The sequence below is a fragment of the Acinetobacter sp. A22 genome, from assembly GCF_030913345.1.
In the GTDB taxonomy this organism is placed as follows: domain Bacteria; phylum Pseudomonadota; class Gammaproteobacteria; order Pseudomonadales; family Moraxellaceae; genus Acinetobacter; species Acinetobacter junii.
This window is the reverse complement of record NZ_CP133162.1, coordinates 2,695,652-2,718,820: the sequence shown is the minus strand read 5'-3', so window position 1 is coordinate 2,718,820 and position 23,169 is coordinate 2,695,652. Positions and strand designations below refer to the sequence as shown.

At 41.6% G+C, this 23,169-nt stretch carries 12 protein-coding genes, 2 tRNA genes, 3 rRNA genes and 2 pseudogenes; 3 read left to right on the top strand and 16 right to left on the bottom strand.

The window, feature by feature from the left end; genetic code table 11:
* Window positions 1-126: 126 nt before the first annotated feature.
* The 6 genes from rrf to tyrS form a co-directional block, all read right to left on the bottom strand.
* A 5S ribosomal RNA gene (gene rrf, locus Q9Q86_RS13230) occupies window positions 127-241 on the bottom strand.
* A 174-nt stretch (window positions 242-415) separates the two neighbouring features.
* A 23S ribosomal RNA gene (locus Q9Q86_RS13225) occupies window positions 416-3,307 on the bottom strand.
* Between the two features lie 442 nt (window positions 3,308-3,749).
* Window positions 3,750-3,825 (bottom strand) — tRNA-Ala (locus Q9Q86_RS13220).
* A 70-nt stretch (window positions 3,826-3,895) separates the two neighbouring features.
* Window positions 3,896-3,972: transfer RNA gene (locus Q9Q86_RS13215), tRNA-Ile, on the bottom strand.
* A gap of 59 nt (window positions 3,973-4,031) precedes the next feature.
* A 16S ribosomal RNA gene (locus Q9Q86_RS13210) occupies window positions 4,032-5,568 on the bottom strand.
* The 16S, 23S and 5S rRNA genes sit together here with 2 tRNA genes alongside, the layout of an rRNA operon.
* Window positions 5,569-6,076: 508 nt before the next feature.
* Window positions 6,077-7,309: a tyrosine--tRNA ligase gene (tyrS, locus tag Q9Q86_RS13205; protein ID WP_005404005.1), complete on the bottom strand. Its 1,233-nt coding sequence runs from the start codon at window positions 7,307-7,309 to the stop codon at window positions 6,077-6,079.
* A gap of 61 nt (window positions 7,310-7,370) precedes the next feature.
* Between tyrS and Q9Q86_RS13200 the strand changes: the two genes are divergently transcribed.
* Window positions 7,371-8,504 (top strand): anhydro-N-acetylmuramic acid kinase, encoded by a 1,134-nt coding sequence (locus Q9Q86_RS13200; protein ID WP_004950027.1) that lies wholly within the window; start codon window positions 7,371-7,373, stop codon window positions 8,502-8,504.
* Between the two features lie 50 nt (window positions 8,505-8,554).
* Here Q9Q86_RS13200 and erpA read toward each other — a convergent pair whose 3' ends face one another.
* The 6 genes and pseudogenes from erpA to Q9Q86_RS13170 form a co-directional block, all read right to left on the bottom strand.
* Window positions 8,555-8,890: an iron-sulfur cluster insertion protein ErpA gene (gene erpA, locus Q9Q86_RS13195; RefSeq protein ID WP_004914604.1), complete on the bottom strand. Its 336-nt coding sequence runs from the start codon at window positions 8,888-8,890 to the stop codon at window positions 8,555-8,557.
* A gap of 123 nt (window positions 8,891-9,013) precedes the next feature.
* Complete coding sequence (locus Q9Q86_RS13190) at window positions 9,014-10,018, bottom strand: putative solute-binding protein (RefSeq protein ID WP_004914600.1); 1,005 nt, start codon at window positions 10,016-10,018, stop codon at window positions 9,014-9,016.
* Between the two features lie 277 nt (window positions 10,019-10,295).
* The gene (locus Q9Q86_RS13185; RefSeq protein WP_112986335.1) at window positions 10,296-11,303 is read right to left on the bottom strand and encodes a putative solute-binding protein; all 1,008 of its coding nucleotides are present in this window, start codon (window positions 11,301-11,303) and stop codon (window positions 10,296-10,298) included.
* A gap of 215 nt (window positions 11,304-11,518) precedes the next feature.
* Entirely contained in the window at window positions 11,519-12,520 is a 1,002-nt protein-coding gene (locus Q9Q86_RS13180; protein ID WP_005404003.1) for a putative solute-binding protein, read from the bottom strand.
* 222 nt (window positions 12,521-12,742) lie between these two features.
* Window positions 12,743-13,749, bottom strand: a pseudogene (locus Q9Q86_RS13175) (putative solute-binding protein).
* Between the two features lie 47 nt (window positions 13,750-13,796).
* Window positions 13,797-14,801, bottom strand: a pseudogene (locus Q9Q86_RS13170) (putative solute-binding protein).
* A gap of 211 nt (window positions 14,802-15,012) precedes the next feature.
* On the opposite strand from Q9Q86_RS13170, the gene Q9Q86_RS13165 reads away from it, so the two are divergent.
* Entirely contained in the window at window positions 15,013-16,941 is a 1,929-nt protein-coding gene (locus tag Q9Q86_RS13165; RefSeq protein WP_112986336.1) for an ATP-binding cassette domain-containing protein, read from the top strand.
* A gap of 306 nt (window positions 16,942-17,247) precedes the next feature.
* Window positions 17,248-17,805, top strand: a complete 558-nt coding sequence (locus Q9Q86_RS13160; RefSeq protein ID WP_004950015.1) for a VTT domain-containing protein — start codon at window positions 17,248-17,250, stop codon at window positions 17,803-17,805.
* Between the two features lie 87 nt (window positions 17,806-17,892).
* Here the strand turns inward: Q9Q86_RS13160 and cybC are convergent, their stop codons facing one another.
* The 4 genes from cybC to dnaN are packed head-to-tail and all read right to left on the bottom strand — an operon-like array spanning window position 17,893 to window position 23,080.
* Window positions 17,893-18,282 (bottom strand): cytochrome b562, encoded by a 390-nt coding sequence (gene cybC, locus Q9Q86_RS13155; protein ID WP_004914578.1) that lies wholly within the window; start codon window positions 18,280-18,282, stop codon window positions 17,893-17,895.
* Between the two features lie 21 nt (window positions 18,283-18,303).
* On the bottom strand, window positions 18,304-20,772 hold the full coding sequence (gene gyrB / locus Q9Q86_RS13150; protein WP_112986337.1) for a DNA topoisomerase (ATP-hydrolyzing) subunit B: 2,469 nt from the start codon (window positions 20,770-20,772) through the stop codon (window positions 18,304-18,306).
* Window positions 20,773-20,821: 49 nt separating this feature from the next.
* The gene (recF, locus tag Q9Q86_RS13145) at window positions 20,822-21,904 is read right to left on the bottom strand and encodes a DNA replication/repair protein RecF (RefSeq protein WP_004914572.1); all 1,083 of its coding nucleotides are present in this window, start codon (window positions 21,902-21,904) and stop codon (window positions 20,822-20,824) included.
* Between the two features lie 27 nt (window positions 21,905-21,931).
* Entirely contained in the window at window positions 21,932-23,080 is a 1,149-nt protein-coding gene (dnaN, locus tag Q9Q86_RS13140) for a DNA polymerase III subunit beta (protein WP_112986338.1), read from the bottom strand.
* Between the last annotated feature and the right edge of the window lie 89 nt (window positions 23,081-23,169).

Genomic DNA, 23,169 nt, shown 5'->3' with positions numbered 1-23,169 from the left:
AAACTATATATCTTTTCAATCATATGTATTCCACCCTATTTTCTTCTCACTATTTCCTCTTAAATATCTCTCGCGCAATAAAAAACACCCCCTCTGCATTAGCGGAGGGGGTGTTTTAGAATTAAAAGCTGGCGATGACTTACTCTCACATGGCAAACGCCACACTACCATCAGCGCGAAGAGGTTTCACTTCTGAGTTCGGGAAGGGATCAGGTGGTTCACTCTTGCTATTGTCGCCAGCAAACTGTTGTGGTGTTTTCGGGTCTTATTCACATTAATTAATAATGTTTGCCTTACTTACGATCCAAAGAGTTATTAACGGATTAGATAATTGGTCTGTATTGTAACTAGTTTGTACACTAAATCAAGTTGTGTATTGAATTTATCTTGAATACAACAACCGTTTGGGTGTTGTATAGTCAAGCCTCACGAGCAATTAGTATTGGTCAGCTTCACACGTCACCGTGCTTCCACACCCAACCTATCAACGTCCTAGTCTCGAACGGCTCTTTAGAGGAATAAATTCCTAGGGAAATCTTATCTTGAGGTAGGCTTCCCGCTTAGATGCTTTCAGCGGTTATCCCTTCCGAACATAGCTACCCGGCGATGCCACTGGCGTGACAACCGGTACACCAGAGGTTCGTCCACTCTGGTCCTCTCGTACTAGGAGCAGATCCTCTCAAATTTCCAGCGCCCACGGTAGATAGGGACCGAACTGTCTCACGACGTTCTAAACCCAGCTCGCGTACCTCTTTAAATGGCGAACAGCCATACCCTTGGGACCTGCTTCAGCCCCAGGATGAGATGAGCCGACATCGAGGTGCCAAACACCGCCGTCGATATGAACTCTTGGGCGGTATCAGCCTGTTATCCCCAGAGTACCTTTTATCCGTTGAGCGATGGCCCTTCCATACAGAACCACCGGATCACTAAGACCTACTTTCGTACCTGCTCGACTTGTGGGTCTCGCAGTTAAGCGCGCTTTTGCCTTTATACTCTACGCGTGATTTCCGACCACGCTGAGCGCACCTTCGTACTCCTCCGTTACTCTTTAGGAGGAGACCGCCCCAGTCAAACTACCCACCAGACATGGTCCTCGTCCCGGATTACGGGACAGAGTTAGAACCTCAACATTACCAGGGTGGTATTTCAAGGACGGCTCCATTGGAACTAGCGTTCCAACTTCAAAGCCTCCCACCTATCCTACACAAGTAAGGTCAAAGTTCAATGTCAAGCTGCAGTAAAGGTTCACGGGGTCTTTCCGTCTAGCCGCGGGTACACTGCATCTTCACAGCGATTTCGATTTCACTGAGCCTCTGCTGGAGACAGCGCCGCCATCATTATGCCATTCGTGCAGGTCGGAACTTACCCGACAAGGAATTTCGCTACCTTAGGACCGTTATAGTTACGGCCGCCGTTTACTGGGGCTTCGATCAAGAGCTTCGCTTACGCTAACCCCATCAATTAACCTTCCAGCACCGGGCAGGCATCACACCCTATACGTCCACTTTCGTGTTTGCAGAGTGCTATGTTTTTAATAAACAGTTGCAGCGGCCTGGTTTCTGCGGCTGCCAACCGCTCAGGGAGCAAGTCCCATCACCGTCAGCAGCGTACCTTCTCCCGAAGTTACGGTACCATTTTGCCTAGTTCCTTCAGCAGAGTTCTCTCAAGCGCTTTGGTCTACTCGACCTGACCACCTGTGTCGGTTTCGGGTACGATTCCTGTGTAACTGAAGCTTAGAGACTTTTCCTGGAAGCATGGTATCAGCCACTTCACTGTACAAGTACAGCTTGCTATCGACTCTCAGCATAGAGCACCCCGGATTTGCCTAAGATGCATGCCTACGGTCTTCCACCTGGACAACCAACGCCAGGCTGACTTAACCTTCTCCGTCCTCTCATCGCATTACACAGAAGTATTGGAATATTAACCAATTTCCCATCGACTACGCCTCTCGGCCTCGCCTTAGGGGTCGACTCACCCAGCCCCGATTAACGTTGGACTGGAACCCTTGGTCTTTCAGCGAACGGGTTTTTCACCCGTTTTGTCGTTACTCACGTCAGCATTCGCACTTCTGATACCTCCAGCATACTTCTCAATACACCTTCATCGGCTTACAGAACGCTCCCCTACCACGTATACAAAGTATACATCCGCAGCTTCGGCACATAGTTTTAGCCCCGTTACATCTTCCGCGCAGGCCGACTCGACTAGTGAGCTATTACGCTTTCTTTAAAGGGTGGCTGCTTCTAAGCCAACCTCCTAGCTGTCTATGCCTTCCCACATCGTTTCCCACTTAACTATGATTTTGGGGCCTTAGCTGGCGGTCTGGATTGTTTTCCTCTTGACTACGGACGTTAGCACCCGCAGTCTGTCTCCCGGATAGTACTCATTGGTATTCGGAGTTTGCATCGGTTTGGTAAGTCGGGATGACCCCCTAGCCGAAACAGTGCTCTACCCCCAATGGTATTCGTCCGAGGCGCTACCTAAATAGCTTTCGGGGAGAACCAGCTATCACCAGGCTTGATTAGCCTTTCACCCCTATCCACAAGTCATCCCCTGGCTTTTCAACGACAGTGGGTTCGGTCCTCCAGTTAGTGTTACCCAACCTTCAACCTGCTCATGGATAGATCGCCTGGTTTCGGGTCTATACCCAGCAACTAAACGCCCTATTAAGACTCGATTTCTCTACGGCTCCCCTATTCGGTTAACCTCGCTACTGAATATAAGTCGCTGACCCATTATACAAAAGGTACGCAGTCACCGAACAAGTCGGCTCCCACTGCTTGTATGCATGCGGTTTCAGGATCTATTTCACTCCCCTCACAGGGGTTCTTTTCGCCTTTCCCTCACGGTACTGGTTCACTATCGGTCAGTCAGGAGTATTTAGCCTTGGAGGATGGTCCCCCCATATTCAGACAAGGTTTCACGTGCCTCGCCCTACTCGTCATCATTATGTGTGCCCTTTCGTGTACGGGAATATCACCCTCTACGTTCGCACTTCCCAGAGCGTTCCACTAAAACACACATAACTTAATGGGCTGCTCCCCGTTCGCTCGCCGCTACTAAGGGAATCTCAATTGATTTCTTTTCCTAAGGGTACTGAGATGTTTCACTTCCCCTCGTTCGCTTCATAAACCTATGTATTCAGTTTATGATACCCGCCTTATAGCGGGTGGGTTCCCCCATTCAGAAATCTCCGGATCAAAGGATATTTGCCGCCTCCCCGGAGCTTTTCGCAGGCTATCACGTCTTTCATCGCCTCTGACTGCCAAGGCATCCACCACATGCACTTAATTACTTGACTATACAACCCCAAACAGTCGCTAACCCTTACAAGTAAGGTTAGGACAGATTGCCATGTTCGTTTTTCAACTTACATCGCTCTCATCCAGTTTGTTGTTTCGTGAACTTAATCACCGTACAGCTTCAATCTAAATTCATATACCAAAACGCTTGATTCAGTGTTTTTGCTAGTTCTCAATATGTTTAAATCAATCAAATTACTTCGATCAACTTAAATTCTTGAGTGAACAATTTATTTCAGACTCAATTTTCTAATCTGTTAATGATTAACTACCACCTCGTCGGTGCGTAGTAAACTGTGATAAATCACAGAAGTTAAGAAGCTATTTGCTTACTAAGTTCTGTAATCTTTAGCTCTAAGCTTCGTTCTATGTGTGCCTGCGCACAGCATAGCTGTTTGCTTAAATTCTCGGACAAAGCGTTGCTTTGTTTACCCTCGAATTTGGTGGAGACTAGGAGAGTCGAACTCCTGACCTCCTGCGTGCAAAGCAGGCGCTCTACCAACTAAGCTAAGTCCCCAGCTTTAATCATAATGAACGACATATCTTTTTATCTAGCAGCTTGTGATTATTCATCACTTCGTCAGTAGTGGTGGGTCTGACAAGACTTGAACTTGTGACCCCACGCTTATCAAGCGTGTGCTCTAACCAACTGAGCTACAGACCCTCAGATACATCTTCGAAGAACAACTTGTTGTGGATTCTTACCGGTCACCAATCTTTCGTTAAGGAGGTGATCCAGCCGCAGGTTCCCCTACGGCTACCTTGTTACGACTTCACCCCAGTCATCGGCCACACCGTGGTAAGCGTCCTCCTTGCGGTTAGACTACCTACTTCTGGTGCAACAAACTCCCATGGTGTGACGGGCGGTGTGTACAAGGCCCGGGAACGTATTCACCGCGGCATTCTGATCCGCGATTACTAGCGATTCCGACTTCATGGAGTCGAGTTGCAGACTCCAATCCGGACTACGATCGGCTTTTTGAGATTAGCATCACATCGCTGTGTAGCAACCCTTTGTACCGACCATTGTAGCACGTGTGTAGCCCTGGCCGTAAGGGCCATGATGACTTGACGTCGTCCCCGCCTTCCTCCAGTTTGTCACTGGCAGTATCCTTAAAGTTCCCATCCGAAATGCTGGCAAGTAAGGAAAAGGGTTGCGCTCGTTGCGGGACTTAACCCAACATCTCACGACACGAGCTGACGACAGCCATGCAGCACCTGTATCTAGATTCCCGAAGGCACCAATCCATCTCTGGAAAGTTTCTAGTATGTCAAGGCCAGGTAAGGTTCTTCGCGTTGCATCGAATTAAACCACATGCTCCACCGCTTGTGCGGGCCCCCGTCAATTCATTTGAGTTTTAGTCTTGCGACCGTACTCCCCAGGCGGTCTACTTATCGCGTTAGCTGCGCCACTAAAGCCTCAAAGGCCCCAACGGCTAGTAGACATCGTTTACGGCATGGACTACCAGGGTATCTAATCCTGTTTGCTCCCCATGCTTTCGTACCTCAGCGTCAGTATTAGGCCAGATGGCTGCCTTCGCCATCGGTATTCCTCCAGATCTCTACGCATTTCACCGCTACACCTGGAATTCTACCATCCTCTCCCATACTCTAGCTTCCCAGTATCGAATGCAATTCCCAAGTTAAGCTCGGGGATTTCACATCCGACTTAAAAAGCCGCCTACGCACGCTTTACGCCCAGTAAATCCGATTAACGCTCGCACCCTCTGTATTACCGCGGCTGCTGGCACAGAGTTAGCCGGTGCTTATTCTGCGAGTAACGTCCACTATCCAAGAGTATTAGTCTCAGTAGCCTCCTCCTCGCTTAAAGTGCTTTACAACCATAAGGCCTTCTTCACACACGCGGCATGGCTGGATCAGGGTTCCCCCCATTGTCCAATATTCCCCACTGCTGCCTCCCGTAGGAGTCTGGGCCGTGTCTCAGTCCCAGTGTGGCGGATCATCCTCTCAGACCCGCTACAGATCGTCGCCTTGGTAGGCCTTTACCCCACCAACTAGCTAATCCGACTTAGGCTCATCTATTAGCGCAAGGTCCGAAGATCCCCTGCTTTCTCCCGTAGGACGTATGCGGTATTAGCATTCCTTTCGGAATGTTGTCCCCCACTAATAGGCAGATTCCTAAGCATTACTCACCCGTCCGCCGCTAAGATAAGGTGCAAGCACCTCATCTCCGCTCGACTTGCATGTGTTAAGCCTGCCGCCAGCGTTCAATCTGAGCCATGATCAAACTCTTCAGTTAAAATCATTTTGCACCTTAGTTAAGACAAGGTGCTAATTCTGGCTCATCAATTTTCTGACTAAAAATTCGCTCAAATAAACTTCGAGAAATTTCTACCATTCAATCAATGAAAATTATTTCGATCGATCAACCAGTAAAAATCCACACAAGTTGTTCTTCTATTCTCTTAATGATCTTCTCGATGATTCGTCATCATCAAGCTAGGTCGGCTATATTACTCTAAATTTCTTTAAAGTCAACAGGCAATTTAGATATTTTTAAAACTTATCAACCAACTCAAGAATCCAACCACTTTAGCCAAATCCTTGTTTCTCAACAAGTTTTTATCCGCATCACCGCCGATGGATGTGCATTCTACAGTATTTCAGTATGGTTGCAACCCTGTTTTTTATTATTTTCTTTTGCATGTTTCTTTTTTCTACAAATCTGATGTTTTCGTTGTTTTTATCATCTATTTATGTACAAAAAGCAGGTTCATGGCCTGCTTTTTATTTTTTCCATTGCCGTATTAGTCAGTAAACGTCACACGGGCGATGGCTTTTTTACCAGACTGAATAATATAAGTTCCATTCTCTTTTACAGAGAAACTCATATCCACAACATTCCAATCGACTTTAACTGCACCACGTCCAACGGCATCTTTAGCTGATGCTGCATTCGGATTTAAACCCGCCACACGTAAAATAGTTGCAATAAATAATTCACCACCAAATTCAGCACGAGAAATGGTTACTTCAGGCGTATCTTCAGGAACTTCACCTTCAGTGATTCGATTCCCTGCACTCTTATGTGCATTTTCTGCTGCTTCTGCATCATGGAAACGTTCAACAAGCTCAAGTGCTAAGATGCGTTTAATTTCTTGTGGATTACGACCTGCAGCCATTTCCTCAAGTAGAACTTTAATTTCATCTAATGACTTAAAGCTAAGTAGATCAAAGTAACGTTCAATTAAACTATCTGGCATCGACAATATTTTTTGATACATTGCACCTGGTGTGTCGAACACGCCAATGTAGTTGCCTAAAGATTTAGACATCTTATTTACGCCATCTAAACCTTCAAGAATAGGTACTGTAATACACACTTGTGATTCTTGACCATAACGACCTTGCAAGGTGCGCCCCATTAACAAGTTAAAGGTCTGGTCTGTACCACCTAACTCAACATCTGCTTCAAGCGCAATTGAGTCATAACCTTGTACTAATGGATATAAGAACTCATGAATGGCAATAGGCTGATGATTGTTATAGCGCTTAGTAAAGTCATCACGTTCTAACATACGTGATACGGTTTGTTGGCTCGCCAATTGGATCAAATCAGCAGCAGACTTCTGATTGAACCATTCTGAGTTAAAACGGACTTTAGTTTTATTTGGATCTAAGATCTTAAAGACTTGTTCTTGGTATGTTTTTGCATTGGCAAGGACTTGTTCTTTTGACAACGGCGGACGTGTTGCACTTTTACCCGTTGGGTCACCAATCATCGCAGTATAGTCACCGATTAAGAATGTGACTTCATGCCCTAAATCTTGGAAGGTTTTTAACTTATTGATGAGAACAGTATGTCCTAAATGTAAATCAGGAGCCGTAGGGTCAAAGCCTGCTTTTACACGTAGTGGACGATTCTCTTTGAGTTTTTTCAATAAATCTTCTTCAGAAATAATCTCGTGCGTGCCTCGTTGGATGAGAGCAAGCTGTTCTTCGGCGGGCAAGAAATTTGACATCACAAAACCTAAACACATCAGTTATTCAATTTGTGCGATATACTAACATTTTTTCAGCGTCTTGCAGGGGAAGTTGTATATGAGCGCAATCTATATTGGTGTAATGACTGGCACAAGCATGGATGGTGTTGATATTGTTGCAGCTTCTTTTAATCCTTTAACTTTGCACGCAACCCTGACTGTTCCGTTTGATCCAGAATTACGTGATGAATTGATGGCGCTCACTTTGCCTGATGATAACGAAATCGATCGTATGGGCAAAGCTGATGTGGCTCTGGCACAGATGATTGGACATGGTATCAATGAACTGATCAAACAAAATAATTTAGATCGAAATCAAATTAAAGCCATTGGCTCACATGGGCAGACCATTCGTCATCGTCCTGAACATGGGTTTACCTTGCAAATTGGTGATCCCAATATTATTACTGAAATCACTCAAATCCCTGTTATTTCTGATTTTAGACGTCGGGATATGGCTGCTGGTGGTCAGGGCGCACCTTTAGTTCCTGCTTTTCATCAGGCCTTATTTCAGCATGACAGTATTCATCGCGTCATCTTAAATTTGGGCGGAATTGCAAATGTCAGTATGCTACCTGCAAACAATGCAGACGGCGTATATGGATTTGATACAGGTCCAGCCAATATTTTGATGGATGCATGGTGTCATCGTCATACAGGTCATCCATATGACGAGAATGGTGACTGGGCTGCATACGGCAATCCCATTCGCTCATTGCTAGATCGTTTACAAACACACGAATTTTTTGCAAAAGAACCTCCGAAGAGTACGGGTCGTGAAGACTTTAATTTAGAGTGGTTGGATGAGCAGCTCAGCGATTGGCGAAGTGATTTAGAATACGATGAACTTGAAGATACACCAGAGAATGTTCAAGCAACCTTAATGAAACTGACAACTCGTGCAATTAAGAAAGCAATTTATCGCAGTAAAGATGCTATGCCGACAGGTGAAATTTATGTTTGTGGTGGTGGTGCATATAATTCATATTTACTTGAACAACTACGCTGGCGTTTGCGCAAGCATAATTGGTCTGTGCAAACTACAGATGCGCTGGGTCTTGCTCCAACGTGGGTTGAAGCCACAGCTTTTGCTTGGTTAGCGATGCGTTTTATGAAGCAACTCAGTGGTAATTTACCAGCTGTCACGGGTGCATCAGGAAATCGTATCTTGGGGACAATTACTGCGGTGTAAATAGCAAAAAGCTTCTCGTATCGAGAAGCTTTTTTATATTTTTTTTAAACTTAAATCGAGAAAGAAGATCCACAACCACACGTCGTTGTTGCATTTGGGTTTTGTACAACAAAACGTGAACCTTCCAAACCTTCTAGATAATCAACGACTGAACCGACTAAATATTGATAACTTAATGAGTCAACCAACATTTTGACATCACCATTGGTAAATTCAGCATCGTCTTCATTGGCACTTTCTGCAAAGTTAAAACCATAAGAAAAGCCAGAACAACCTCCACCTGTTACATAGACACGTAACATAAGATCATTATTCCCTTCACTTTCGCGTAATTGGCGAACTTTTTTGGCAGCATTATCTGACAATTCAAGAGCTTGTGCGTTCATGATGGATATTCCTCGACTTTTCTTTGTCTTTCATACATAAAAGACCCGATATTCAGTATAGCATACTCAATATCGGGTCTGTATTTGAAGTTTTAAAGGGCTATTCAAAATACTTTTACAAGATTATTTGTAGTTTTCGTCTTGTAAGCCACATTCAAAATTCTTTGGATTTTCTTTACAACGGAATTGCCATAAAAGCTTCATCATGCGTTTATCGTAAATCCCTTTTGCTGTCAGGTTAATACGTGATTCACGCATAAGTTTTTGATAGCCTGGCTTATCAGACTCAGGAACTTCCATCCAATATTTTTGCGGAATATCCGCCTTCATTTTACCGAGGATACCAAATGCACGTGGTAGTTGGCTTTTAACCCACTCGCGTGACTTTTGACCAAATCCTGCTGGGAATTTATCTGGATGAATAATCAAATTACCTGTCACTTGTAAGATCGGATAATTCACAATTGCGCCTTTTGTACCCAAACCTTTATGCAATTCCAAAGGTTTAAATGCAGCTGCTGGCGCACCAATAATATCAACCTGACCGTTATTAAATTTTGCACCAAAGTTTGTAATATCTGAACTTACAGCCTGCGCTCCGACTTGTGAAGCCATAATTTTTTGTGCTTCATCATAGTCTAATACCGCAATTTTCTTACCTGCAGCTTTTGCCACCGTATTGATATTACGATCATTAACAAGTAAATAAGCATCACCGACTGGGATCACACCGACAACTTCATATTTGCCATTGACCATCGATTTTCCGAACACTGGGCTAGCAAGACCTTGCATCACTTTAACTGCAAGTTTTAAGTCAGTGATTGCGCCAATTGCATCGAGAGAACCTGTAAATTTATTGAATTGGCGACCACGCATTCCTGTGATACTCACACCATCACATTTTCCAGCTTTAAAGTCTTCAGCAATTACAGCCTCATTGGTGCCAACTTTCAATTCGATATCAGCGCCCCAAGTCTTTGCAGCGAGCTGATAATCTTTCATAAGTGCGTAAACATCGCCACTTTTACCAACAATATCAAATACACAGATTGTTTGCTTTGCTTGAGCGCCTGCGGATACGACTGCAACACCTGTTGCAAGCATTAATGTTTTAAACCATTGCATGTTCTTTTTTCCTTTGCATTTTGGTGATTGTTGTGACATCACACCCAAAATCGTAGAACCACGTTTAATTCCCTAATGGTATATAAACGAAATCCCTCATCATCAATCGTAAATCTTCCTGATCAAAATATATTTTAATCTTCACGATTTCATTTGATTTTTATCTCATTATGATTACGAGATTTTAAAGTAAAGGCTATGACTTAAATGACGATCACAAAAAAACAAAAAGCCTAGATAAATCTAGGCTTTAAGTGTCATTTTTGGCAATTACTGATTATTCACCAGGTAATGCACATTCAAAGTTTGATTTGTTCACTGAACAACGAGATTTTTTCAATACAGACATCATACCTGCATCGTAAATACCACGCTTAGTCAAATCCATACGACCATCACGTAATAATTTTTGATACTTCAATGTATCTTCTGCGCTTAAGTTCATTTTGTACTTCGCTGGAATTTCAGCTTCGTAACGTTTGATCATTGCGAATGCTTTTGGAAGTTGCTTCACAAAGTAATCACGAGATTTTTGACCAAAACCAGCAGGGAATTTTTCTGGACGAATAACAAGATCCGCAGTTACTTGTAAAACTGGGAAGTTGAAGATACCACCATTAGTACCTAAACCCTTGCTCAATTCTAATGGTTTGTATGCATAAGCAGGCGCACCTACCATATCAACTTGACCATTGTTAAATTTAGCAGCGAAGTTAGAAATATCAGAAAGTACTGCTTGAGCGCCTACGCGTTGTACCATGATTTTTTGAGCATCATCGTAACCCAATACAGCGAATTTCTTACCAGCAGCTTTTTCAATTGAGTTAATGTTCTTGTCACGTACGAAGATATACGCAGCACCCAATGGAGAGATACCCGCTACTTCATATTTGTTACCACCAAGATTAGTCGTCATCTTCGCAGCATTACGAGCATCTAGAACGTAAGTAATCGCACGTTGAGCAATTTCATTGCTCGGCGCACCACCTAAAGAATCGATAGAACCCGCGAATTTGTTGTATGGGCGAGCACGCATTGCTGTCATTGCTACAGCAGCACATTTACCAGCCTTGAAATTATTGTCAGCAACTTGCTCATCAGTGATTGCTAGAAGGTTAACGTCAGCACCCCAACCTTTTGCAGCAAGTGCCCAGTCTTGCATCATTTTGTATGATTCACCTGACTTCCCTAATAAGTCGAATACACACACATCGATTTTTGCTTGAGCAGATGCTGACATGCCCATCATCGCAGTTGCTGCAATAGCTAATGCAATTTTTTTCATATTTTTCATCCTTTCACAAACTTTATGTTTGTCTCCTTGTTCGAAGCAAATATTAATCATGTTTTCTGAAAAAAAATAGAGCTTGTGCTCTATTTTTATGTCAGGATTGTTTAATATTTGTCCTTTTTTATATCATCCACTTCTTTTATTAGACATTTTTGTGATAAGTCAAAAGTTGTACGCTAAGGTTCACGATTTGAAATAACGTAAAACTTCTATTCTCCACTCAATGTACATTCAAAGTTTGTACGTTCAACAGTACAACGTGCACGTTTGAGTACGTTCATCATAGTAGCATCGTAAACGCCTTGTTTTGTTAGATTCATACGCCCTTCTCGTAACATTTTTTGATAGCGTACTTTGTCTTCATTCGATAGGTTAATTTTTCGGGCATTCATGCCTGATTCTAAACGTTGCACCATGGCAAAGTTACTTGGAAGTTTATTGATGAACCATTGTCTCGATTGAGTACCAAAATTTGCAGGAAATTTACCTGGACGAATAATCAGATCACCTGTGATATTCACAACAGGGAAATTAAACAAAGCACCATTTGCCAATCCTTTGCTAATTTCTAACGGTTTATAGGCATATGCTGGTGCAGCAATTACATCGACCTGACCGCTGTTAAATTTTTTCACAAAATCAGAAATATCGGATGGCACAGCAATCAGATCTAAGCTTTCAACAATTGTTTTTTGTGCCTGATCGTAATGCAAATAAGCGAATTTTTTTCCTTTCGCTTTTTCTATCGTATCAATTCGTTTATCCCGCACAAAAATATAGGCAAGACCGACTTCAATGATTCCCGCAACTTCGTATTTTTCCCCATTGACTGTTGCAGTCAGACGGCTTTTATTACGTTTGTCGAGCACATAACTAATTGCTTTTTGCGCAATTGCATTACTCGTTACTGCACCCACAGCATCAATCGAACCAGCGAATTTGTTATATTTCCGCGCACGCATTGAGGTCATGTAAACCCCATCACACTTACCAGCATCAAAGTCTTGTTCAGCTTTTTGTTCATCTTGATAAGCAATTAACTCAACGTCACCCTGCCAAGTTTTTGATGCAAGCTTCCACTCTTCAATCAGTTTATAAGACTCCCCAGCCTTGCCTAACAAATCGAATACACAAATTTCTTGTTTTGCCTGCACAGAAGTGGTCATGGCAAAAAGCGTTGCAGCGCTCAGTGCCCAAAGTCCTTTTTTCATCTTGTTTTCCCTTAATTGCTGTTTTTGCATATTTTTCCACCAGCTAAGGACAAATATAGTCAGGTTTTATTTAAAAGCCTAGTCCTTTTGTCTACATATGTCGGGTTTTTCAGATATTTAACTATCCTGATCACACTTTCTAAAGAGTCAATTGACGATGTCTCATAGCAAAGCATTTGATTGAAATATTTGGACTAATCAGAACTAGGATCAGGATATTTACTATTCAGCACCTAAGGAGCATTCAAAGTTTGTGCGTTCTACCGTACAACGTGCGCGTTTCAGAACACTCATCATAATCGGATCGTATACACCTTGTTTCGTCAGATTTATACGTTCGTCTCTTAGTATTCGTTGATAGCGAACCTCATTTTCTTTACCTAAGCTCAATTTATATTTCGCGGGTATAGAGTCTTCTAGGCGTTTAACCATCGTAAAGCTTTTCGGTAGCTGCTTAACAAACCATTCCCGTGACTTTAATCCAAAATTAACAGGAAACTTTTCAGGACGAATAATTAAATCTCCTGTGATATTTACAACTGGGAAGGTAAACATGACACCCGACTTTGCAATCCCTTTTTCAATCTCGAGTGGCTTATAGGCGTACGCAGGTGCAGCAATTACATCGACCTGCTTGCTATTGAATTTTTTACAAAATCAGAGATTTCTGAAGGTACTGAAATCATTTGTAAACTATCTACTACTGCTTTTTGAGTTATATCGTAGTGAAGATAGGCAAACTTTTTTCCTTTGGCTTTTTCGATCGTATTTAAATTTTTATCTTGTACAAATACATAAGCCAAACCAAATTGTAAAATGCCAGCAACTTCGTAGTTTTGATCATCAACTTTTGCCAGTAATTGGTGCTTATTGCGTTTATCTAAAGCAAAACTAATCGCCTTTTGTGCTACATCATTACTGGTCACACCACCAATCGCATCAATCGAACCTGCAAAACGATTGTATTTGCGGGCCCGCATAGAGGTCATATACACACCATCACAGATTCCTGACTCGAAGTCTTTTTGTGCCTTCGCCTCATCCTGATATGGGATCAATTGAATTTCAGCTTGCCAATTTTTAGCCGTGACAGCCCATTCTTGCGTCACTCCAAATGTTTCACCTGCTTTTCCTAATAAACCAAATACACATACTTTTTGTTTTGCTTGAACAGTCGTTGCAAACCCCATCAATGTTAAGATTGATAAAGCAAATAGCCCCTTTTTCATTTTTCCCCCTATAAAAAAATAAAAACACACTTTAAAAAAACAAAAAATTATTCACCACCAAGACTGCATTCAAAGTTTGTGCGTTCAACCGTGCAACGTGCACGTTTTAAAACACTCATCATGGTTGAATCATAAATATCACGCTTGGTTAAACTGATTCGTTCTTCACGTAGAATTTGTTGATAACGGGTTTTATCTTCCTGACTTAAATTAATTTTGTATTTTGCAGGTAAATCCGCTTCCATGCGTTGTATCAAGGTGAAATTACTTTTTAAGCGTCCAAGAAACCAATCTCGTGAGTTTTGTCCAAAATTACTCGAAAATTTTTCAGGACGAATAATCAGATCTATTGTCATATTTACAGCTGGAAAGGTAATGATTGCTCCATCCTCTCCAAGCCCCTTATATAGCTCTAGAGGCTTATATGCGTAGGCTGGTGCTGCCATGATGTCAGCTTGACCACTATTAAATTTCTTTGCGATATCCGAAATATCTGACAATACTGCTTGCCCACCTAGACTTCGAACGACAATTTTTTGTGCTTCGTCATATCCAAGCACCGCAAATTTTTTCCCTTTGATTTTCTCAATGGTGTTGATCTTTTTATCTCGGACGAAGATATATGCCAGAGCAATTTCTGATATACCTGCAACTTCTTAGCTCTGATTTCCAACCCTACTTACCAAACGACGCTGATTACGTTTATCTAAGGCAAAGCTGATTGCTTTTTGGGCTATTGCGTAGGTTGGAACTGCACCAATCGCATCAACAGACCCAGCAAATTTATTGTAAGTTCGCGCGCGCATAGAAGTCATATACACGCCATCACATTTCCCTTGTTGAAAATCCTTTTCAGCCTGAGCTTCATTTTGGTAACTGATCAGATCAATATCACCACGCCAAACTTTTGCAGCTAACGCCCACTATTCAATCATTTTGTAAGCCTCTCCTGACTTACCTAATAGATCAAATACACAAACTTTTGCCGCATTTGATGATGTGTTTACCCCCAAAATTAACATTGCCCCCAATGCCAAAATTCCCTTATTCATCCTGAATTCCTGTCGTATAGTTTTGGTCTTGTTACTTATTTTTTCATCTAAACTAAATAATAATCTGATTTTAAACACAGAAGTAGAGTTTTTACTCTATTTTTATCATCTAAACGCATTTGATTTCAGCTTTGCATAAATTCATATAAAAATTTGCAATCGCTTCGGATCACCTTAAAATGCGGCTATCTATTCGCTATTTTGCATACTCATGATCCAATTTGACCAAGTTTCTTTACGCCGTGGTGGGCGCGTTCTCTTCCAAAAAGCATCTATGCAACTTCATCCAGGCTGGAAAATTGGTCTCACAGGCGTAAATGGCGCAGGAAAATCTACGTTATTTGCAGCACTTTTAGGTGATTTGGTCGCTGATGAGGGAAATCTAAGTCGTCCGTCTGTTTGGACAGTGGCTCATATGGCACAAGAAATTAAAGCCTTAGATATTCCTGCCATCGACTTCGTACTTTCAGGTGACGAAGAGTATTGGACGATTCAAGAAAAGCTCACGCATCCTGATCAATTGAGTAATGAGGATTTGGCACAGCTTCATGGTCGTTTTGATGAAATTCATGGCTATGCTGCCCCTGCTAAAGCAGCACAACTGATGGCTGGACTAGGCTTTTTAGATCATCAAATTCGATTAAATGTAGCCAGCTTTTCAGGTGGATGGCGCATGCGACTTAATCTTGCTAGAACACTGATGAGTCGTTCAGATTTATTATTATTAGATGAACCAACCAACCATTTAGATTTAGATGCAATTTTATGGCTTGAGGACTGGCTTAAAGCTTATGAGGGTACTCTGGTTTTAATCTCACACGATCGTGATTTCTTGGATGCAGTCACTGATCATATTCTGCATATCGAAAACCAAGAATTAACCTTGTATACAGGAAATTACTCAACATTTGAGACCACACGAAGCGAACGTTTAGCACAACAACAACAAGCTTTTGAGAAGCAACAAGAAACACGTGCTCATTTACAGAAATTTATTGATCGTTTCAAAGCAAAAGCCACCAAAGCCCGCCAAGCCCAAAGTCGGATTAAACAATTAGAACGTATGCAGCAATTAGCACCTGCACATGTGGATACACCTTTCACCTTTAGCTTCCGTGAACCTACCAAAATGAGTTCCCCATTACTCAGTCTTGATGGTGCAACGATCGGTTACGGTGACAAAGTCATCGCTGAAAAAATTCGTTTGCAGATTACGCCAAGCTCTCGAATAGGCTTACTCGGAATGAATGGCGCTGGTAAATCCACTCTAATCAAAACCTTGGTTGGTGACTTGCCACTATTAGCTGGAGAGCGTAAAGCTTCTGAACTTCTTAATATCGGTTATTTTGCTCAGCATCAAATGGATGCTTTAGACGCGCATGCAAGCCCAATGCTTCAACTGGCACGTATCGCAGATAAACAAATCAGTGAAGCATCTTTACGCTCTTTCTTGGGTGGCTTTGGCTTCAGTGGTGAACGCATGGACACACCATGTGAGAGCTTCTCTGGTGGAGAACGTGCTCGTCTGGCTTTAGCTTTAATTGTTTGGCAACGTCCTAATGTACTGATTCTAGATGAACCGACTAACCATTTAGATTTAGATATGCGCCACGCTTTGACCATGGCATTGCAAGATTTTGAGGGTGCAGTGGTCTTGGTTTCGCATGAACGTCAATTGATTGCAAGTGTGTGCGATGATTTGTTACTTGTTCATGCAGGAAAATGTACAGAGTTTGAAGGTGATCTTCAGGACTATGCAAAATGGTTACGTGAAACGCGCCAACAACAAATAAATGCACAGAGTGCTTCACAACAAGAGAGCCATTCATCTCAAGCTGCTACTCCTAAAGTTGATAAAGAAGCTCAACGTAAAGAAGCTGCTCGCCGTCGTGAACTGACTCGACCTATCCGAAAAGACATGGAAAAAGTCGAATCACAGATTGGTAAAATTCAACCACGACTCATTGAGATCGAAGAACTTCTAGGAGACACGACGCTTTATGAAGCAAATCGCAAAAATGATCTCATGAAGCTCATGAATGAACAAAATGAACTCAAAGCCAAATTGGAAAATTTTGAAGAGCAATTACTAGAATTCATGATGAGTTTAGAGGAACTTGAAGGCTCATTTGAAAACTAAGCAACATCCCCTAACCACACCAAATGTGTGGTTAGGTTTTTTCAATTTAATCAATACAAGAAAAATAGAAACTCAAACTCAATTACATTGATACTCCACATTTAAATACCATGTTTTTTTCTATCTAATCAGTTAAATTAAAAAATGGAAATTTCCTCAAAAATTGAGCTTTGTGTTTAGGCTCGATATACTCAGCTCCCATCATTCTAAAGTTGTGACTTTCGATTGACGTTTAAAACGTCTACTTTCTTAATATTTTTTGTACTTCAATTTGGTAAGTACCTGATTTGGACTCATACAAACTGAATGAATTCTTTAGATTTTATTTTTAATTTTGAACATTTTCTTCCAATCTTGATCCAAGAGTATGGCGTTTGGATCTACGCTATTCTTTTTTTAATTATATTTGCAGAAACCGCTTTTGTTTTTATGTTCTTCCTCCCTGGTGATAGTTTATTACTCACTGTTGGTGCACTCTGCTCAGTCATTGAAATGATGCATCTTGGCTATATGATTAGTTTATTGTTTGTAGCCGCAACATTGGGCTATATGGTGAATTATCATATTGGTCGTCATTTTGGTGATCGTATTTTTAAAATGGATTCACGCTTTATCAAACAAGAATATTTAAGAAAGACTAATACATTCTTCCTAACTCATGGTGGTAAAACGATTCTTCTGGCACGTTTTATTCCTTTTGCGCGCTCTTTTGCCCCTTTAGCAGCGGGCTCTGGCAACATGAATTATATGCGTTTCGTAGTCTATAACGTTTTAGGCGCATTGTTATGGATCAGTGTTTTAGTCACCGCTGGATATTTATTTGGTCATGCCTTAATTCAGGTGAATGATTTGGTTGACCAATAGCAAAGGTTCCACGTGGAACAAAAAAGAGCTTAAAACCAGTTTAGTTTTAAGCTCTTTTTTATAATGATCTTAAAGTTAATCTAAGTATCATTTAAATTGTTGGTGATACTCATTGCGCAATTTAACCAACTCTAGTGCCTGTACTTTGGCTTGTTCGAGCTGCCCCTTTTCAACCAAAGCATTGACTGAATCAATTTGAGCTAACAATAGATCTAAGCCATGTTGATATGCTTTAAGCTGTTCATCATCTTTAGACACACCTTCAAGCTTATGCGGTGAAGAAGCCTTTGATGCAACAGCTGCTTTGCGCATAAGCATCAATTGTTTCTTCGCTTCTGCTAAATCCTGAGTTTGAGCAAAAGCCGTCATACTTTTAGCCAATACTCGCATATCTGTTTCAAGTTGATGAGCAGATACACCTTGATTGAACATCAACACACTTGCAAATAAAGTAGCTAAGCAAAATCCTTTTTTCATTAAAAATATCCTTTTTAGCGCTTAAGCATCAATATCTGCATTCAAGGCATTCTCTTCAATAAATGCACGACGTGGTTCAACATCATCACCCATTAAACAAGAGAACATACGATCAGCTTCAATGGCATCATCAATCGTCACTTGGAGCATATGACGGTTTTCAGGATCCATCGTGGTTTCCCAAAGCTGCTCAGCATTCATCTCACCCAAACCTTTATAGCGTTGGATCATCATGCCGCGACGAGAATCTTGCAAAATATGCTGCCATACTTGATGGAAACTATTCACCTGAATACGACGATCACCCTTCTGCAAATAAGCGCCCGTTTCGAGCAACGTAAACCAGCTCTTCGCATTCTTCAGTAAGCGTGCATATTCAGCAGAGTTTAACAATCCTGCGTCAAGCAAATATGAATGTGGCAAGTTATGTACATACACGGTGACACGTGGCCAATAATGAGCTGATTTCTCGCCGTGTGAGTTCTCACGTTCAAATGATTCTAAAGAAATCTCTGGACGTAAACTTGGTTGGAGTTTCTCAATTGCAGCACGTAATTGTTCTGCCCAAGACTCAACATATTCACGCTCATGATTGTGATCCGCTTTAAAAGCTTCTAGTTCAAGCAGACCATCTAACAAACTCGCAGGATAACGTAGTGTTAAACGCTGCAAGCTTTTTTGCGACACTTGATAATCTGCGATAACTTTAGCCAAAGCTTCACCTGTAATCGCAGGCGAATCTGCACTTATATGCAAAGCAAGTTCATCAATCGCATTCGAAATAAGGTAGGTTTCTAATGCATCATTATCTTTGATGTATTGCTCCTGCTTACCTTTCTTTAATTTATACAAAGGTGGCTGAGCAATATAAATATGACCACGCTCTACCAATTCTGGCATTTGACGGAAGAAGAAAGTCAACAACAAGGTCCGAATGTGTGAACCATCAACGTCCGCATCCGTCATGATAATGATTTTGTGATAACGTAATTTATCAGGGTTGTATTCTTCACGACCGATACCACAGCCTAAAGCTGTGATCAGCGTTCCGACTTCCTGACTTGAAATCATCTTGTCAAAACGTGCTCGTTCAACGTTTAGGATTTTACCTTTCAACGGCAAAATAGCCTGCATCTTACGGTTACGACCTTGCTTGGCACTACCACCCGCAGAGTCACCCTCGACTAGATACAGTTCAGACAATGCTGGGTCTTTTTCCTGACAGTCGGCTAATTTCCCTGGCAAACCTGCAATATCTAAAGCGCTCTTACGACGTGTCATTTCACGCGCTCGACGAGCTGCATCACGTGCACGAGCTGCATCAATAATTTTGCCCGCGATTGATTTTGCTGCTTGAGGGTTTTCAAGCAAATAAGCTGAAAACTCTTTATTCATTGCTTGTTCAACAGCAGGTTTAACCTCACTCGAAACTAACTTCTCTTTGGTTTGAGAAGAGAATTTTGGATCAGGAACCTTTACTGAAATAATTGCAGTCAAGCCTTCACGAGCATCATCACCTGAAACAGCCACTTTCTCTTTTTTGAGTAAGTTTTCATTTTCCATGTAGCTGTTTAAACCACGGGTCAAAGCCGCACGAAAACCAGCTAAGTGAGTACCACCATCTTTTTGTGGAATATTGTTAGTAAAGCAACGAACATTCTCTTGATAGCTATCATTCCACTGCAATGCCACCTCTACACCAATGCCATTGTCAGCATCAGTCGTGAAGTGAAAAATTTCATTGAGATGTGTTTTGCCTTCGTTAATGTATTTAACGAATTCTGATAAACCACCTTCGTAATCATAAACATTTTCGAGATTTACGCGTTCATCACGCAATACGATACGCACACCCGCATTCAAGAAAGAAAGCTCTCTTAAACGACGTGCAAGGATATCCACACTAAAAATAGTCTGACTAAAAGTAAGCTCACTTGGCCAGAAACGAACAGTTGTTCCTGTTTTATCTGTCTCACCCACAACCTTCAATGGATATTGAGGATCGCCATGGCAATATTCTTGCTCATGAATTTGACCCGCACGTTGAATGGTCAAATGTAATTTTTTAGACAGGGCATTTACAACTGAAACACCGACACCGTGTAAACCACCAGAAACTTTATAACTGTTGTCATCAAATTTACCACCTGCATGCAGGATAGTCAGAATCACTTCTGCCGCAGATACACCTTCTTCAGGGTGAATATCTGTCGGAATACCACGACCATTATCAGATACGCTAACAGATTCATCTTCATGAATCGTCACTAGAATTTCATCACAGTGACCTGCTAGTGCTTCATCAATCGCGTTATCCACCACCTCAAACACCATATGGTGCAAACCTGTACCATCATCGGTATCCCCAATGTACATACCAGGACGTTTACGAACCGCGTCTAATCCACGTAATACTTTAATGCTAGAGGAATCATAAGCCTTTTCATTTGTTTGTTCTGTTTGAGAGACTGATTGAGACTCTGAACTCATGGTTACTCCCTAGTTAATATCGAATCTATCCAAAAATGAGGAAATAAAATTATGGTGCAGCAAGACTGACTTGACCGTGTACAACATGGAACAATTGAAAGGAAATCGACAAATCATGTAAGTGTTTTAATACCGACGCATGGTCTAAGGTGGTCAGAAAAACCTGACTTCCTAACTGACTCAGTCGCTCAATTAAACGTTGTTGTGCAGCTACATCTAACTCTGCTGTCAGATCATCTAATAATACCACAGTTTCCTTATTACTCGCATGTAGCATTGCAATTTGTGACAGTTTTAATGCCATGATTAACAACTTTTTTTGCCCTCGAGACAACACATCATCAGCGTTACCTTGTGGGGTTTTTAGACGTAAATCAGCCCGATGTGGACCGTATTCAGTATATCGACGCTCAAGGTCTTTTTGATGCTGTTGAATAAGGTCTTGAAATAACCCTTGCTCAGTATGAAATCCTGAATAGTATTCGAGTTCAATATCAATATCTGGCAAAAGCTGCTGTAAATCCTCACGAAAATATTGATTCCATTGCTCAACGATACTGATCCGTTGTGAATGTAAAATTTCACCATATTCACTGAGCATTTTGTTCCACGGCTCAAGTTCAGACAAACTGAGATTTCGACGTGTTTTTAATAAACTGTTTCGTTGTTTCAGAGCACGTGAATAATATTGCCAAGCAAAATAAAACTCAGGTTCCACGTGGAACATCAACCAATCCAAGAGCTGACGACGAGGTTTAGCACCATGATCGATAATATCGGTACTTTGCGGATCAATATGCTGCAAAGGGAGCAACTTTGCTAGCTGCCCTTGCGTTGCAATCGTATCGCCATTGACCTTAATTAATTGCTCACCAGAAATGAGTTTTTTCATGCCGACACGCTCAGTTGCGGACTGAGCAAATACGATCGCATCATTACACTGATGCTGAATATAATGTTTTGGAATATGCGTGCGAAAAGAGCGTCCAGTTGCTAACAAATGAATAGACTCTAGAATTGATGTTTTTCCTGAACCATTTGCACCATAGAAAATATTAAACGGCTGCAACTCAGTGAGTGCAACCGTCTTCAAATTTCGTACACGTTCTATATTTAAACGCGTGATTTGCATGATTTAAACCTAATACAACAATGCAAATTAAACTCGCATAGGCATAACAACATAAGTTTGATCAGGATGTGCAGGATCTTGTACCAATACCGACTGATTCGCCTCTGTCATACTCATTCGCACATCATCACCATCAAGAACACTCAACACATCAAGGATATATTGAGCATTAAAAGACATTTCAAGAGGTGCATCTTGATATTGGATTACTAAATCTTCACTCGCCTCGTCCTGTTCAGGGTTATTGGCGCGTAATTGCAATGTATCTTGGCTAAAGTTCAAGAAAACACCACGCAATTTCTCATTACTTAAAATTGCAACGCGTTGTAGCGATTGCTTAAATACATCATGTGCAATCAACACATGTTTGTCACCACCGCGAGGAATCACACGGCGATAGTCAGGGAATTTACCATCAATCAACTTAGTCGTAAAACGAACTGTAATATCACCCTGTTCCTTATCTCGACTTGGCGTATTGATAGTTACATTCAACAACTCACGACCGATTAATAAAGTGAGTTGTTCATCTTCAATACTGAGCAAACGTTGTAACTCCCCTACTGCCTTGCGAGGAACGATCGCTTGAATTGAAGATGTCGCTGTTGATGAAGCTAACACTTCACACAATGCTAAACGATGACCATCTGTTGTCACTGTACGTAACTGATTTTGATCAATTTCTAGTAATGTCCCTGTTAAATAAAAGCGAACATCCTGAACTGCCATAGCAAATGCAGTCTTTTCAAATAAACGTTTGAGTTCACGCTGAGTGACTTGAACTTGCGTGCCTAAACTATTCTCAGTAGAAAGTAGTGGATAGTCTTCAGCTGGAAGAGTACCCAATACAAAACGACTGTTACCTGATTTCAAGATACAACGTTGATCTTCTGTGATTTGTAAATAGATCAAAGCCGCACTAGGGAGTGACTTACAAATTTCGACTAATTTACGCGCAGGAACCGTCGTTTCACCTGCTTCAATACAAGCACCATCAGCTAAGGTCGTACTTGCCACCAACTCAACTTCCAAATCAGAACCTGTGATCGTCAAGGCCTGCTGTGTGGTTTGAATTTTAACGTTTGAAAGAATATTCAACGTATGACGGCGCTCAACCGCACCCACAACGTGTGACAAAACATTGAGTAAACTTTCTTTAGCGATTTTCAAACGCACGATTTTATTCCTCTTACAACGGAAGCCGATAAAAATGTTAGCAGTGTACTATGCTGCACTTAAAACGAGTTTGCAACTCTGAAAATGAG